This is a genomic window from Paenibacillus aceris, from assembly GCF_017874035.1.
Classification (GTDB): Bacteria; Bacillota; Bacilli; order Paenibacillales; family NBRC-103111; genus Paenibacillus_E; species Paenibacillus_E aceris.
Genome location: NZ_JAGGKV010000025.1, coordinates 15,854 through 31,054, shown reverse-complemented (window position 1 = coordinate 31,054; position 15,201 = coordinate 15,854). Strand labels below are relative to the sequence as shown.

The following is a 15,201-nucleotide window of genomic DNA, read 5'->3' as shown; positions in this document are numbered from 1 at the left end:
GTTTGTGCGCTTATTGGTCAAGGAAGTCAATATAAGGGATCACTGTTCCCTTCACTTGATTAAAATCCCCGATTTATTGCAAATAGTGGATCGTAGTTCCCCTAAATGCTTGACCGAATCTTCGGGATGGTCACAGCGCTGCAGCATCCTCGTAGGTTGGCGGGATGGTGTAATGGGAGCGACTGACGTATGACACAGGTAGCAGGTTCGCACATTGGGGCGACTGACGGGTATGACCGAAATATGAGTGGGACAAGTTCAGGAGTGAATAGGTGTCGTGTGACCATCAGATGATCAGTGGTTATCAATATGGGTTGACTGCTTGATCGTTGCATATCTGATAGGGGTTAAATTCCGGATCACTGCATACCGGTAGGAGGTGACTCAGCAGCGATGTGTCGGACCTCCCCCCTTGATCCAAAAAAATCCCCGTAACACTCCTAAAAGTGTACACAGGGATTTCGTTCAATCATGATCAATCGTCCTTACCGTCTTTCTTGTCATCCCAGCTGCGATCGCCCCAATTCCAATGGAAATTGGAGTTCCGATCATTCTCCGGCTTCGCTGTCGATATCGGCTTCGCTGTCGGTTTGGCCGTCGACTTACTCGTTGGATTGCTGGTCGGCTTTCCACTAGGTTTTGGGGTTTCTCGTGGCTTTGACGATGATTCATTTTTCGAATCATCGTCATCTCTGTGGTCCGGCTTTGGTGTTGATTTTTTATCTCCGTTGTCATTCTTGCCGTTATTATCATTTTTGTCGTTCTTGTCGTTATTATCATTATTTTTGTCATTCTTATCGTTATTGCCGTTAGTACCGTTTTTGCCATTTTTGTCTTCACGATCATTATTGTTATCTCGGTCATTCTTATTGTCGTTGCGGACATTTTTCGGCGTAGGTGTAGGTGTCGGCTTCACACTTGGTTTGACATTATTATCCTTCTTACCAAGCTTAGTCGTATTGTTGCCATTGCTGTTGTTGTCGTTCTTGTCATTGTTCGCATTGTTCTTGCCTTTATTAGAATCGTTTTGAATCAGTTGATTTCGCTCGCTCAGCTTACCGGATTTCTCATCAGCGACCAGCCTTTGCAAAGAGGACTTATCGATCGGCTTGGATGGAGCTACCAATTTATCAATCCCGCCGTTTTCCTTCGCTAGCTGATGGATGGAGACACTTTTGATATCATCCAGCGATACTTTAACCCCATTATCTACGGCATTAAGATAGATGGCATATTTACCTGCGGATACACCGCTGGCCTTTGCTTCTTGTCTTACTTCTTGCGGTGCTGCGAACGCAGTGACTTCATAGTTTTTGACTTGCTCCGGATGTGCTTGCTCAATATGCTTGCTGACCTGATTTTTCAGCTTGGTTGCAATCGCCTCATCATTCACTGCTGCTTTTTGCTCTACGACCGTGGAGGAGATGATAATGTCGCCTTCACCTTTGGCTAGTGCTCCTTGCTCAGCCCTATCCAGAATATCTGAGGTGACGTCTTCTAGCGATTTGCCCTTATACTGCAAGGTGCTGATTAACTCAACGCCATCTGAATTTAATCCGTTTAAGTCCTGTACAATCTCTTTGTTATCAATGCCAATTTCAATACTCGGATTGATATCTATGGTTACATAAGCAACCACTTGGTCACTCGGCACGCTGCCTGTCAGTGTAGATACTAAGACGAAACACAAGACAATTGCGGCCGCCAAACCAGAAAGAATTCCTATTTGCGGTACCCGGAAGCGCCTATTTACAGGTGCAAACAGTATTTCTTCCCCTATTTCACAATTTCGCGTCCCCCTAGGAAGCTTCTCAAATCGACCCTCTGGATTCATGACAATAATGGAGCTCTCGCTTATTTCCATTACGATTCCCTTGTTCATGCGCTGTTCTTCCTTTCTTTATGCTGTCCTCATTCTCGAATCTGTAAATAATCTCGCAAGTAAGGGTATGGTCCGTTAAAAATGAGAGCAATTGCTATCAGATATTTACGGTTGCGCTCCAATGTTTTCCTTGAAACCTGTACTTGCTCCAGCAGCTCTTTGATGGGCAGCTGCCGTTTCGTCAGAAGAGTCCGCATAAGTTCCGCATCCTGTGCTAGCGTCCGTCCGATGCCGAAGAGCATCTGTCTGGAATCGTCGTGTTTAGGAGAGGCTTCCGTCAATTCAGAGAAATCGATATCAAAATCACTTAAGCAGCGGCTGAAATCCATAATTTCGCTACGCCGTTCTTCAAGTCCTTTTTGCTTTTCATAAGCTTCTATTGCTTGATGAACCTCAATAGGATTGAGTAGGTTATCTTCATCATCTTCCTGATCGAATGAACTATAAGGAATCTGTCCTTTGAAACGTTGTTCTTTACGCAAGAAATCAATTAATCTCCTCCGGATGACCGTTTCAGCAAAACCAAGGAAAGATCTCCCCATAACGGAAGAGTATTGATTAATCGCTTCATTAAATGCCCCTAAAGCAATACTGAATTCATCGTCCCTAGCCGGGTCTATATATCGTTTACAGAACCTGCTTGTCACTTTAGCTACGTAGGGCTGATAATCCGATATAAATTGATTCCTAAGTCTTAGGTCTCCTGCTTGAATTTGATGTATGGTAACCTCAAGGGAAGAGGCATGGGATTCACTTTGTCCCTGGGATTCCTTTTTCCCAAGGAACCTTTTGAATAGTACCAGTAGCACCTTTCCACCTCACAGTATAGTAGTTTCGTCCTTATGTATGACAATTCGGGGGGTACGATTTATGTAAAACAGAAATAAAAAGTAGATTTATTATAACATACATGTCCAAATGAGCACCTACTGGCAAATAAAACCTTTGGAGACGATTTCATTTTAATCTAGAATCCTTTACAATTAAGGGAAGGAGGTGTTTCATTTGGAACAAGGTAATCAATTTGGCAAGTTTCTCGAGACTTTACGCGGGAAAATGTCCTTGCGCAAGGTTGCCAGTAAAAGTGGCCTGTCTCATGCTTACATTCGAGACTTAGAGCTCGGACGTAATCGTACCACGAATGACATCATCAAGCCATCCCCTGACACCTTACGGAAGCTTTCGCAAGCCTATCAATATCCTTATACGGATCTTTTAATGAAAGCCGGATATCTGGAAGAAGCGTCATCTTGGCAGGCGCCTGGTGAAATCCGTTTAGATAATGTCTGGTATGTCGAGTTCGGTACGAAATCAATCAAATACTTTTCGCAAGATGGAATCGTGGAAGAAAATGTGGAATCACTCGTGGCTTTTACTAGCTTTATAGAAGCGCTAATGGATCTCCATTTTGTCAAAATGGATATGCACCTATTCGTTAATCTGAACAAAATAAAAAAGTATGCCTCCTCAGAAGGCAAACTTTATTTTGATACCTTTGAAAATGAACCTTGCATTACCATCACTACAATGGCGCAAATGAAATATCATCAAATAATCCTGGACTATGTGGCTCGAAACACAGGCTTAGCTTTGGAAGCTGATGCCGACGCTCGCCAACTACCCATGAAAGCTAAGCTCATTACCTAGCGTGAACTAGATAAACAGAGCTGATGCGATACCGAGCATATGAGTCAACATCCGTGAACAAAATACTAACCCATCATTTCCAAGCTTGCTCCCTGGAGATACCTTACTTAACTCTACAACAAGAATTATACTGGAAAACGGATCATTTGCGTTCAATGTGGACTAAGTTGGCTGTTTCTGAGCATAAGCTGACAAAATGCAGGGGAATAGGTGAGAGAAATGGAGTGCGATATTGTATGGGGCACCGTTTCACAGTTGCCATCGTAGAAGATAATTATTGGGTCGGCAAATTACTTGAAAGCTATTGTCAGCAATGCGGGCTGCATGTCATCTCGATCGCCACGGACGGCGAACAATTTCTTCAGATGTACGATCAGCTTCTTCCGGACATTATGCTCGTCGATATAGGACTCGCAGGCAGTCTGGATGGCATCACTATGGTGGAATCATTGCGTAAAGCGGGTTATCAGCAGAAAGTGATCATGGTTAGCGGTACGACGAATATCGACCATATCCTAACAAGCTTTCATGATCTTGGATCCCTCTACTTTTTGTCTAAGCCAGTGATGCTGCCAAAGTTTCAGGCGGCCGTTCGGAAAGCCATTGCGGAAGTTCAATTAGAGCGCAGTCTGCAGCTCCAAGAGGCACCTTCTGTCAAGACAACATGGATAACTGTCAAAAATCAAAAATCTCAGCTGCCCATCTCGGAGGAATCGATCCTTTTCATTGAGAAAGAAGACAAGCGTCTAACAAAAATTCATCTCATGAATGGCGCTCAGATGGAGTCCAGCACCAATCTAACGGATATCCTGTCTCAGAGCTCGCCTCTGATCTTCAGTCCATTCAAAGGCTTTCTTATCAATATGCGGCACGTTGTTTCGTATGCAAAAGAAAGCAGTTTTCCTACGTCACGCAGATTCCTTATTCATTTGAATCATACACCTGTAAAAATACCGTTAAGCAGAAGCCTGCAAAAAGAATTCGGCCGATTACTTCTGCAAATGAATGTAAATGCTTAACCGCAACCAATGGTTGATACGAAGCACGAAGCAACTGTAACTTCCTTATCAACGAACAAAAGGCCGCTATCTTCCTTTAAGAAAGGATAGCGACCTTTATGAATATATAACCTCTACATAGGCTTAGAGGTTTTTTTATTTTTCAGCCTATCGCGGCGTACGCTTAACATCTTCAATCGTTTCATGAGCTGATCTTCCCACTCGTCGTCGACTAAGGACTTTGCCACTCCGAGCAGATCAAGCGCCATATCAATTTGGCTGCGTACAATCTCCATGGGCTCTTCGCCTTCATGATTCACACAGTTGTCGTGCAGCAGATGATCTTTCCCATCTACGTACTCTACAAAATCAACCTCGTGAGCCCCATCCCCATGAGCATACTCCGCCAAAATCTCATACTCGTTCTCCACCAGATAGTGAACCTCAATGCGGTGACATACCGGGCAGAAGAGAATGGGCACATTGTGAATCTGCGTACGAATATGCTTCAATGTACCTTTTGTACCTATCATACTAGCGCCACAACAAAAACTCATCGATATCACTCCCTTTGAGTTTTCCGTGAGGAAAACTTGCATCGTAGCATAATCTTCATTACCCCGGATTCATCTAATATATTCGCCTTAAAAGCTTGAAATTCCTTTTTTGCAAGACATCTAGATTTTAGCAATCCACGCATATTTTACTTGTGAAAAGCAAATGCTTTTACAAGCAAATGATCTTCAACCATGCGATGGCCAGAAAAGAGGAATGACCTTGAAGGCTTCAACCATTGCGGGATATGAGGTTCCCGGCAGATATTACAAGGACTTACTCCATCTTATGGTCGTAGGTGCAAATTCGCTCTATGCATATTGGGAAATATCTGACAAGCGCAGATGGCTGGTATCTCAGCATTTTGAATGCGACTTTAGCGTCATGCCAGGCATCATTCGTTTGTACGATGTGACTCATTTGATCTTTAACGGACATAACGCACACGCCTATTGGGATACAACTACGCTGCCCGAGGCTAATCATTCGTACTTGCATCAGGCCCATGCTGACCGCAATTATATTGTGGACATAGGTACCTACACATGGGAGCATGAATTTATCCCCTTACTTCGATCCAATTGTGTTGTAACACCCAAAGATTCGGAAGCGGGATGGGGAGATCCGAGGTGACGATTCTCTTTGATTAATCGCATAAAACCGAAGCCTGAGGTTAAGGGATATTTTGCCCTCGTACTGCACGCTCATCTTCCCTATATTCGCGAGCAGGATCAGAATGCAGCATTGGAGGATCGTTGGTTTTTTGAAGCTATGACAGAGACGTATTTGCCTTTATTGGAAGTTATGCATCATCTATCTCAAGATCAGATCGATTTCCGTATAACATTCTCCATAACACCGACTCTCCTATCCTTGTTCAGTGATCCGTTCCTGCAAGCCAAGTATCGCACTTACCTCAGCGAACTTATCGCACTAGCAGATAGCGAGCAGGTTCGTTTACATAAGGACCCCGTTCTCCTTCCGCTTGCCAAACAGTACTCGCAGAGATTCCAGGAGCTTCAGAAACTGTATGAAAGCTATAACGGAAATGTCATTGTTGCCTTTAAACACTATCAAACGTTGGGACAAATAGAAATTGTGACTTCCGCCGCGACGCATGCCTATTTGCCGTTGATGAAAACGGAAGAGTCAATCCGGGCGCAAATCCTTACGGCTGTGAGAGACTATGAGCGGTATTTTGAGCGAAAACCGCGCGGCTTCTGGTTACCCGAATGCGGCTATACGCCAGGGATTGAGCGTATGTTGGAGGAGGCCGGTATCCAGTATTTCTTCACGGGTTCCGCAGCTGTGGCTTTCGCTTCCCCTCCGCCCCATCGCGAACTGCTAGCGCCTCTGATGACAACGCCATTTGGCCTGATGGCCTTTCCATGCGATTCGGAATCCGCTAGTCAGGTATGTTCTGCCGAGCACGGCTACAGCAGCGATTTTATTTACCGGGACTACTACTCGGATATCGGAAATGGCTTCAAATACGACAGGATCACAAGCAAAGGCAGCCTCAAAATGCCCTATCATCCGGCACTGGCCTTAGATAAAGCAGCCGAGCATGCCGGGGAATTCCTCAAGCATCGCCAAAAGCAGGTACAGCAGGGATTACGTTGGATGGATCGAAAGCCGGTCATAACAGCCGCCTATCCTGCTGAGCTTTTCGGTCATTGGTGGTATGAAGGCCCCCATTTTCTAGAGCAGTTATGCCGTAAAATATTTCTCGAGCAGACGATGTTGAAAATGGTGACTCCCAGCGATTACTTAGATAAATATCCGACAGCAGGCTCCGCTCAGTTGAATGAATCCAGTACAGGGCGCAACCATAACTCCGAAGTATGGCTGCAAGAAAACAATCACTGGATCTATCGTCATCTTCACGAAGCCGAAAAGCGGATGATCCAGCTGGTATCGGGCCAGGAGCATCTCAAACGTCCTGACAAAATGAGCGCCGAGGTGTTCAAGCGGGCCTTGAATCAAGCCGCCAGAGAGCTCATGTTGGCTCAAAGCAGCGATTGGGCCTTCATGATGGACTCCCAATCCTTAGCCGAGAACGCCATTCGCCGAACCAAAATGCATCTCGGCTGTTTCCATCAGCTTTGCGATCAGGTGGAGCTTGGACAGATAGATGAGATTTTTCTTGCTGATTTGGAGGAGAAAGATCACTGCCTGCCGGATGCCGCGTATCAAGCTTTCATGAGCGTCACCCTCCAATCACCTATTTCCATTATTCCAAGCAGGAGCGAATGGGAAACCGTACTGGAGCAAACTAAACATCGTCCCAACGTGTTCATGCTTGCCTGGGAATATCCGCCCAAGCAAGTCGGCGGTTTATCAAAAGCCGTCCATGAACTGTCCGAGGCACTTGCCGCACATGGTGAAATTGTCCATGTCATCACGACCTCGTGTGATGGGGCGCCTAGTTTTGAAAAAAAGAACGGCGTTTATGTCCACAGGCTGCCAGTCCTGCATTCCGGTGATACTTCTTTTTACCATTGGACCTTCGAAATGAATCTGGCGATGACCGATCATCTGGCCAAATGGAAAGAAAACGGCGGCCGTATCGATCTTTTACATGCACACGATTGGATGGTTTTCCACGCCGCTAGGGAAATCAAAATGAGCTATGGCATCCCGCTCATAGCTACAATCCATGCAACCGAGTGGGGACGGAATCAAGGAAACCTGCATGCTGACTTACAGCGAAAAATTCATCAGATCGAGTGGAAACTGACCTATGAGTCGAACCGCGTCTTTGTGTGCAGCTCGTATATGAAAGACGAAGTAGTGCGTATTTTTAACCTGCCTATGGATAAAGTGGCTGTCTATCCGAACGGGATTCAGCTCCCCACATCATCAGGCAAAGAGACGGCGAAGCGCCCTCGGGATTTTTCGAAACAAGACAAAGTCATTTTCTATATCGGCAGACTTGTCTATGAAAAAGGCGTTCACACGCTCATCCAAGCCATGCCAGGCATCCTATCGCATGTGCCACACGCGAAGCTCGTCATTGCCGGGTCAGGGCCGATGGAAGCGGAGCTTCGAACGCTGGCAGCTCATTTAGGAGACCGCGTCTTATTTACCGGCTTCATCGATGACGGCTATCGCGCTCAGCTCTATCGATGCGCAGACGTTTGCGTCATTCCCAGTTTATATGAGCCTTTCGGTATCGTTGCCTTGGAAGCCATGGCTTACCGGAAACCGCTCGTGCTCTCTGATACAGGAGGTCTGTCCGAAATCATTCGACATGGCATAGACGGCTACAAAGCTCTGCCCGGACACACCGATTCACTCTCGTGGCATATTACCGAAATGCTGCTGCAGCCGAAAGTGGCCGCCAAAATGGCCGAAAGCGCGTACCAATTGCTTCAAAAGAATTACCAATGGCACCACATCGCTGCGCATATTCGGGAGGAGTACCACAAGTTGACCTACGATTTTTCCGACATTCAGGTTTAAGCGCATGCTTTCGAAGCTAGTTTTCTTACGAAAACTCTAAGCGCATGCTTTCGAAGCCAGTTTTCTTACGAAAACTCTAAGCGCATGCTTTCGAAGCCAGTTTTCTTACGAAAACTCTAAGGAGGACCCACTATGAAGGCTGTTATTATGGCCGGAGGCAAAGGCACGCGGCTTCGCCCCCTTACCTGCCATCTTCCCAAACCCATGGTGCCTCTCCTGGGAAGACCGTGCATGGCCTATATTATTGAACTGCTTCACAAACACGGCATTCATGACATTGCGGTCACGATGCAGTATAAACCTGAAGTCATACGCGACTATTTTGGCGACGGAGAAGCCTTTAATGTGAATCTCCATTATTTTGAAGAAACGAGTCCGCTGGGTACAGCCGGGAGCGTCAAACAGGCGCAGGATTTTCTAGACGATACCTTTGTGGTCATTAGCGGCGATGCCCTAACCGATTTCGATTTGGAGCAAGCGCTCGCTTTTCATAAAGAGAAACAAGCCAAAGCTACGCTGCTGCTGACGCGTGTCCCTCACCCTCTCGAATATGGCGTTGTCATGACCGATCACGATGGGCGGATTACCCGTTTTTTGGAGAAGCCAAGCTGGGGCGAAGTGTTTAGCGACACCGTAAATACCGGCATCTATATCATGGAGCCAGAGACGCTGGAACGAGTGCCCCGGGGGCACGAATTTGACTTTAGCCAGCAGCTGTTTCCTGCATTGCTCCAAGAAAACAATGAGCTCTACGGCTACATTAGCCCCGGGTATTGGATGGACATCGGCAACCTGCAGCAGTACCGCCAAACCCAGTTTGATATGCTCGATGGAAAGGTAGAACTCCAAATCCATGGCACCCAAGTTCGGCCGCACGTGTACATAGCAAATGACGTTGAGACAAGTGACACTGCCCGTGTCATAGGACCTGCTTTTATTGGCAAAGGGAGTACGCTGGAAGACGGAGTAGAGCTTGGGGAGTACTGCATCGTCGGGGAAAACAACCGGCTTTCCAAAGGCAGCAAGCTCACGCGCAGTGTGCTCTGGGACCATAACCATATCGCACCTAACAACGAACTAGCCGGTTCCACACTGACCAGCCGCATTGTTTGTAAAGAGGCCTCGTATTTGGGCGAAGGCTCGGTCATCGGCAATCATGTCGTCATCGGTGAGAAGAGCCGTATTGAACCTAACGTGAAAATATGGCCTCATAAACAAATTCGCGATAAGTCCCGCCTTCATACTTCTTATATATGGGGGGAGCATGCGGCCAAAACATTGTTCAAAACTCGCGGAGTAAGCGGCCTTCCCAATCTCGAATTAACGCCAGAGATGACCGCTAAATTCGGGACTGCCTACGGAGCAACCCTTGCCTCCGGCAAAACGCTCACAGTAAGCTGCGCCCCTCATACCTTCACTCGTTTGCTAAAACGCGCTTTGACAGCAAGCCTGCAATCAGTCGGCACGCATGTCATTGATTTGGGAGATTGTTTGGTTCCGGCAGCTTCGTTCGCCATTCGTCATTTAGGAGCCGCAGGCGGCATCCATCTGGATTGGTCGGGCAAAGACAACGAATTGTGCCATCTGGCATGTATGGACGCTGAGGGACTGCCTATCCCGAGATCGGCCGAACGTAAAGTGGAAAACAGCTTTTGGCAGGAGGATTACGCGCGGGCATCCATGAAACAACTTGGCAGTTATAAAGATGAAACCCATTGGTTTCAAACGTATGTCAACACATTGTCTGAAGAAATCAAGGATGAAGGGGAAACTTTGCCCATTTCAGCTTTGCGGATCGTCATTGAAGCCAGTTCTTGGCTGCAGCCTTATCTCGTGCCATTTTTCGAGCAATTGGGGATCGATGCGATTCATGTGACGGCTGCAAATTCGCAAGAGCCTCTCCCCCATTTCACATCGCTTGCCGGAGCCAACCTTGGTTTGCGTATCTTCGATGACGGCCGTACGCTGCAGCTTGTGACGGAGAAAGGGGAGGCCGTCGATTCCGATTTACAAACGGTTTTCCTGTATCTGTGCTATCTGCACAGCCGCCCTGGGGCAACGATCGGTGCTCCCGTCAGCGCTCCCGAGCTTCTTGAAAGCATAGCGGAAGGGCTGGGTGCGACCATTGTTCGTACGAAGGAATGGGAACGCGCCATTCTCGAAGCCACGCACCAAGCCCGGATGCATCCGCTGTTCGACTCGCTTTTTGCCATCGGACTTGTCGTGCTTCATTTGGGCAGAACCGGCATGCCGCTCTCGGAGCTCCTCGCTCTGATTCCGAGCTTCTACCTTCACCGCGAGCAGATTGATTGCCCTTGGGACGCCAAGGGAGAAGTGATGCGGAACATGATGGAACGGACGAAGGATACGCCCGTCGACTTAGTTGACGGCATCAAATTTTATCACGAAAATGGCTGGATTTTGCTGCTCCCGGATAGCGATGACCCTGTTTTTCGGCTTGTCGCCCAGTCCCCAAATCCGCTTTTTGCCCAGCAGCTTGTTCATTCCTACCGCAACCACATTCTAAATGTGCTTCAATAAGCATAATATATGACAGATATATCCATACGGGTGTTTCCGAAGTCTTAAGATGAAGGGGAGAGCGGCGTGAATATGATTCCAAGCGTTTCCAGGCAGATCGCTTTTGTGCAGTATGACGATCAATCCTCCAGTATGACGGTTCAATATCATACCGGTTTCAAGGCATCTTATACGAATATTAATCAGGATGATTATCTTTTGATTTTAAGCTCCGTCAATCGATATGATTCTTTAATGAGGCTTACGGAAACCCGGTATATGGAAGGCCAGTCTCCAATCAAGTAAAGCCTATACAGGAGATCTCCCCTTTTTTGAAAAGGTGGAGATTTTTCGTTTCCTGGACGCATATGCTACAATGTTGTCCAAAGGTCTATGCAGCTTATTTCCAAAAATGACCTAAGAAAAGGTGAGTCTGATTCCTACCCAAGCTTTCTCTGCCCATCCAATGGACAGGGATTCACTCCACTTGCTTGTTCAGTCATGGGCGAACCTTTTTGCCTACTGGCAGCTTTCCTCCAGAAAAAAAAAGATGGTGCTGGACCACTTCCAAACGGACTGGCTTCTGCTTGGGCCGACCTTGCGCTTCTATGAAGCGACTGAACACGCTGCCGGCTTCCATGGAACCGATAACGTTTCCGAGCTGCCGCTTCCCCAAGGAGAATGCTGCTTCCTAAGCGGTTTTCTACCCGGACGGCTTTACTTCGCAGAACTCGGCATTAAGAACGACCAGGGACATTTTCTCCCGCTTCTGCGTTCTAATACGATTCAGACTCCCCATATACATACGAATCAAGAATTTCCTTCAAACGAATTCACAAAGAATGACCAAGTTACTTACCGGCCAACTGCCGTTTCCATTCAGCTAATGACTTCTAAAACTTATGAGCAATTCTCTGCCTATACAGTGTATCTACCCAAATGCGTATACCCAGCAGATACGGAATTCGGAGGCGATATCGATTGAGCACAAACGTACACGGTTATGTTGCTTTGCTTCTGCATGCCCATATCCCTTACGTTCGTCATGATGAGGCAGTCATCACCTTAGAAGAACGTTGGTTCTTCGAAGCGGTTGTGGACAGCTATCTTCCTTTGATCGAAATGATGGATCGGCTTCTTGAGGAAAGCGTGCCCTTTGGGCTGACTTTATCCTTATCTCCGCCTCTGCTTGCGATGCTGGAGGATGCAGGCCTGCAGAAGAGGCTTCGCAAGCATCTGGCCTCTCTGTGCGAGCTGGCGCAGCGCGAAGTCATCCGCTTATGGGGGCATGCCGACTTCGGCCCCACGGCAAGACTTTACGCCGATCACTATCATCGGCTGCTCGCCTTGTACGATCGCCTGCGAGGCGATCTGATCGGTAAATTCCGCAGCCTAAGAAGCTCAGGCTGCTTAGAATTAATAACTTGCGCCGCGACGCATGCCTTCTTGCCCCTGGTCAAGAATGACGCCGCGCTGCGCGCGCAGCTTGAAGCCGCCGTTCAGGAATTTCGGCGGCATTTCGGGTCCGCCCCGGCAGGCATCTGGCTGCCGGAGTGCGGCTATACGCCTGCGGTGGAGCCCCACCTGAAGGCGCTGGGGCTGCGCTATTTTGTTGTTGATGCGCATGCGTATGCGGGGGCATCAACAAGCACGCCGCTGCGCACGCCAAGCGGCGCGTGTGCTTTTGCTCGGGACCTTGAGGCCGGCGCTCAAGTATGGAGCGCTGAAAGCGGATACCCGAGCGACCCCGACTATCGCGAGTATTACCGCGATATCGGTTTCGATCTCGGCCGCAGCGGCGGGGCCGAGTGGGAGTACTTGAAGCCCTATGTGCTGCCGGACGGCGCACGCATTCATACAGGCTTCAAGTACCACCGCGTCACCGGCCAAGGTGACGCCAAAGCGCCCTACCACCCGGCGCAGGCCGCGCAGAAAGCTCAGCAGCATGCTAAGCATTTCGTCGCCAGCCGGGTGGCGCAGCTGCGCCGCCTCGCGGCGGAGCGCGAGGCTTGTGCCAGTGGCAGCGCAGCGCAGCCGCTGCAGCCGCCGGTCATCGTATGTCCATACGATGCCGAGCTGTTTGGGCACTGGTGGCACGAAGGCCACCAGTGGCTGGAGGCGGTGCTGCGCGGCCTTGCCGCGGCACGCACTGGTGTCGTCGTAGACACGACGACATTGGGCGGCTACGCGGCCGCTCATGCGCCGGCCACGGCAGCCACGCTGCCGGAGTCGAGCTGGGGCCGCGGCGGTTACGCCGAGGTCTGGCTGCAGCCGCGCAGCCAGTGGGTGCATCCGCTGCTGCACGCGGCGGAGGATCGTTTGGTGCTTGCGGCGCACAAGCACCGCAAAGCCGAGCTGCTCAGCAGCCTGCAGGTCCGTGCGCTGAATCAAGCCGCGCGGGAGCTGATGCTCGCTCAAAGCAGCGACTGGACGTTCATCCTGGATGCTGAGACTGTAACCCAATATGCAGTGAAACGAATCGAGACGCATATCGCTTCTTTCCATAAATTGTTAGACACTATTGACGACGACGATACGATGGTTAGCGCTTCATCCCGAGAGTTCTACGAGCTTGTGACGGCCCTAGAGCGGAAATCCCCTTTTTTACCGGAACTTCATTACCGGCTTTATCAGCCAATGTCTATAAGCTTTTTCCGTGAGGCCGTAGAGCGCCCGCTCCATGCTCCAGATCAGCCTGATACCCTGCCGTCCTTGCGCATTCTCATGCTTGCTTGGGAATATCCGCCACACGTCATCGGAGGTCTTGCCAGAGCTGTCCGCGACTTATCCGTGCAGCTCGCTTATGCCGGGCATGAGGTTCATGTCGTCACATGCCTTGCGCCCAATTGTTTGCCCTATGAGCAGCTGGACGGTGTGCATATTCATCGTGTTGAAGTGCTTTCTACGCCTGAGCCCCTTCATTTCTTAGATTGGGTGTTCCAGATGAATATGGCTTTTACCGACAACATTTTACGCCTATCCGCTCAAGGTGTACCGTTCGATATCATTCATGCGCATGATTGGCTCGTTTATTACGCTGCCAAAGAGTGCAAACATGCCCTGCAGCTCCCGCTTCTGGCCACCATTCACGCGACCGAATCCGGACGCAATTTGGGTAAGCTGGATACTCCTGTACAAAAACGCATACATGCGTTAGAACATAAGTTGGCACACGAAGCCGATCACCTTGTGGTTTGCAGTTCATATATGCAGCAGGAGGTCATGCACCTTTTTCATATTCCTTTTCATAAGATGACCCATATCCCTAATGGCGTTATGCCCTTTCGGGTACCTGCAGCTAACGGCTCGACCGCTAACCCGATGCTTTCTCAAGTGGTTTCGCCTGGAGAGGCTTCCCCTCCCATCCTTGCTTTCCTCGGAAGGCTTGTCTATGAAAAAGGCGTACACATCCTGATCACAGCCATGCAGCTTGTGCTCAAAGAATTTCCTGCCGCTCATCTCGTTATTGCTGGTACAGGTCCTGAGCTTGAGGCGCTTCAGCGTCTGGCCGCCCCGCTTGGCGACCGTGTCAGCTTCACCGGCTTTCTGGATGAGACGGACAAAAGCCTGCTTTTGCATAAGGCGGAGCTCTGTGTATTCCCTAGCTTGTATGAACCGTTCGGCCTTGTGGCATTGGAAGCGATGGCAAGCGGTACACCGCTGATTGTATCGGATACGGGAGGTCTGTCCGACATCGTGGACCATGGCCTAAACGGGTGCAAAGTGCCACCAGGGGATGCGAACGCGCTTGCTTCACACATGATTCAGCTTTTGCAAAATCCCGCTGCTGCTTCCGAGCTCGCTGCCAACGCTATAACCAAAGTGAACGAGAGCTTTGGGTGGAAGCAAATTGCTGCGATAACGCTAACCGTTTATTCAAAATTGATCGCTCATGACGAGCTATCAGGTATATTCCCGCATCAAAAGGAAATAATCAAATAATATGGGTAACTATGCCAAATGAAAGCGCGACCAGTTAAAGTTTTCAGCATTTTTTCAAAGAATCATTGATTCCTTGGTAAATATTAGGTAACCTATTGGCAAGCCTTGTGCTAGCCATGTTCTGTGTTCCGGCAAGAGCTCACTGCGAGCTGTATCCATCATGAACACGCGAGATCGTTATCTGAAGTCGAC

General features: G+C 48.8%; 11 protein-coding genes. 8 read left to right on the top strand and 3 right to left on the bottom strand.

Annotation, left to right across the window (positions count from 1 at the left end; translation table 11 throughout):
• Window positions 1-475: 475 nt before the first annotated feature.
• Together J2Z65_RS29325 and sigI are read right to left on the bottom strand one after the other, a co-directional pair.
• Window positions 476-1,882, bottom strand: coding sequence for an anti-sigma-I factor RsgI family protein (locus J2Z65_RS29325; RefSeq protein WP_167068240.1), 1,407 nt, complete (start codon window positions 1,880-1,882; stop codon window positions 476-478).
• Between the two features lie 29 nt (window positions 1,883-1,911).
• The gene (gene sigI, locus J2Z65_RS29320) at window positions 1,912-2,691 is read right to left on the bottom strand and encodes an RNA polymerase sigma factor SigI (RefSeq protein ID WP_167068237.1); all 780 of its coding nucleotides are present in this window, start codon (window positions 2,689-2,691) and stop codon (window positions 1,912-1,914) included.
• A 196-nt stretch (window positions 2,692-2,887) separates the two neighbouring features.
• Between sigI and J2Z65_RS29315 the strand changes: the two genes are divergently transcribed.
• The gene (locus J2Z65_RS29315; RefSeq protein WP_240160075.1) at window positions 2,888-3,529 is read left to right on the top strand and encodes a helix-turn-helix domain-containing protein; all 642 of its coding nucleotides are present in this window, start codon (window positions 2,888-2,890) and stop codon (window positions 3,527-3,529) included.
• A 236-nt stretch (window positions 3,530-3,765) separates the two neighbouring features.
• A complete protein-coding gene (locus J2Z65_RS29310; RefSeq protein WP_167068234.1) occupies window positions 3,766-4,548 on the top strand; it encodes a LytR/AlgR family response regulator transcription factor in 783 nt (260 codons plus the stop codon).
• 113 nt (window positions 4,549-4,661) lie between these two features.
• On the opposite strand, the gene J2Z65_RS29305 is transcribed toward J2Z65_RS29310, so the two are convergent.
• A complete protein-coding gene (locus J2Z65_RS29305; RefSeq protein ID WP_167068231.1) occupies window positions 4,662-5,084 on the bottom strand; it encodes a hypothetical protein in 423 nt (140 codons plus the stop codon).
• A gap of 220 nt (window positions 5,085-5,304) precedes the next feature.
• Here J2Z65_RS29305 and J2Z65_RS29300 point away from each other — a divergent pair, with 220 nt between their 5' ends.
• The 6 genes from J2Z65_RS29300 to J2Z65_RS29275 all read left to right on the top strand — a co-directional run bounded on the left by J2Z65_RS29300 (window position 5,305) and on the right by J2Z65_RS29275 (window position 15,009).
• Window positions 5,305-5,715: a DUF4912 domain-containing protein gene (locus tag J2Z65_RS29300; protein ID WP_167068228.1), complete on the top strand. Its 411-nt coding sequence runs from the start codon at window positions 5,305-5,307 to the stop codon at window positions 5,713-5,715.
• 9 nt (window positions 5,716-5,724) lie between these two features.
• Complete coding sequence (locus tag J2Z65_RS29295) at window positions 5,725-8,547, top strand: 1,4-alpha-glucan branching protein domain-containing protein (RefSeq protein WP_167068225.1); 2,823 nt, start codon at window positions 5,725-5,727, stop codon at window positions 8,545-8,547.
• Between the two features lie 132 nt (window positions 8,548-8,679).
• Window positions 8,680-11,088, top strand: a complete 2,409-nt coding sequence (locus J2Z65_RS29290; protein ID WP_167068222.1) for a sugar phosphate nucleotidyltransferase — start codon at window positions 8,680-8,682, stop codon at window positions 11,086-11,088.
• A gap of 72 nt (window positions 11,089-11,160) precedes the next feature.
• Complete coding sequence (locus J2Z65_RS29285; protein ID WP_338111827.1) at window positions 11,161-11,373, top strand: hypothetical protein; 213 nt, start codon at window positions 11,161-11,163, stop codon at window positions 11,371-11,373.
• A gap of 160 nt (window positions 11,374-11,533) precedes the next feature.
• Window positions 11,534-12,052: a DUF4912 domain-containing protein gene (locus J2Z65_RS29280; RefSeq protein WP_205301095.1), complete on the top strand. Its 519-nt coding sequence runs from the start codon at window positions 11,534-11,536 to the stop codon at window positions 12,050-12,052.
• Entirely contained in the window at window positions 12,049-15,009 is a 2,961-nt protein-coding gene (locus tag J2Z65_RS29275; RefSeq protein WP_167068215.1) for a 1,4-alpha-glucan branching protein domain-containing protein, read from the top strand. The genes J2Z65_RS29280 and J2Z65_RS29275 overlap by 4 nt, the downstream gene beginning before the upstream one ends.
• Window positions 15,010-15,201 lie beyond the last annotated feature (192 nt).

Coding starts and splice junctions, on each gene's coding strand:
- J2Z65_RS29285 (WP_338111827.1), top strand. CDS start 11,161: ATGATTCCAAGCGTTTCCAGGCAGATCGCTTTTGTGCAGTATGACGAT.
- J2Z65_RS29310 (WP_167068234.1), top strand. CDS start 3,766: ATGGGGCACCGTTTCACAGTTGCCATCGTAGAAGATAATTATTGGGTC.
- J2Z65_RS29290 (WP_167068222.1), top strand. CDS start 8,680: ATGAAGGCTGTTATTATGGCCGGAGGCAAAGGCACGCGGCTTCGCCCC.
- J2Z65_RS29305 (WP_167068231.1), bottom strand. CDS start 5,084: ATGAGTTTTTGTTGTGGCGCTAGTATGATAGGTACAAAAGGTACATTG.
- J2Z65_RS29325 (WP_167068240.1), bottom strand. CDS start 1,882: ATGAACAAGGGAATCGTAATGGAAATAAGCGAGAGCTCCATTATTGTC.
- J2Z65_RS29280 (WP_205301095.1), top strand. CDS start 11,534: ATGGACAGGGATTCACTCCACTTGCTTGTTCAGTCATGGGCGAACCTT.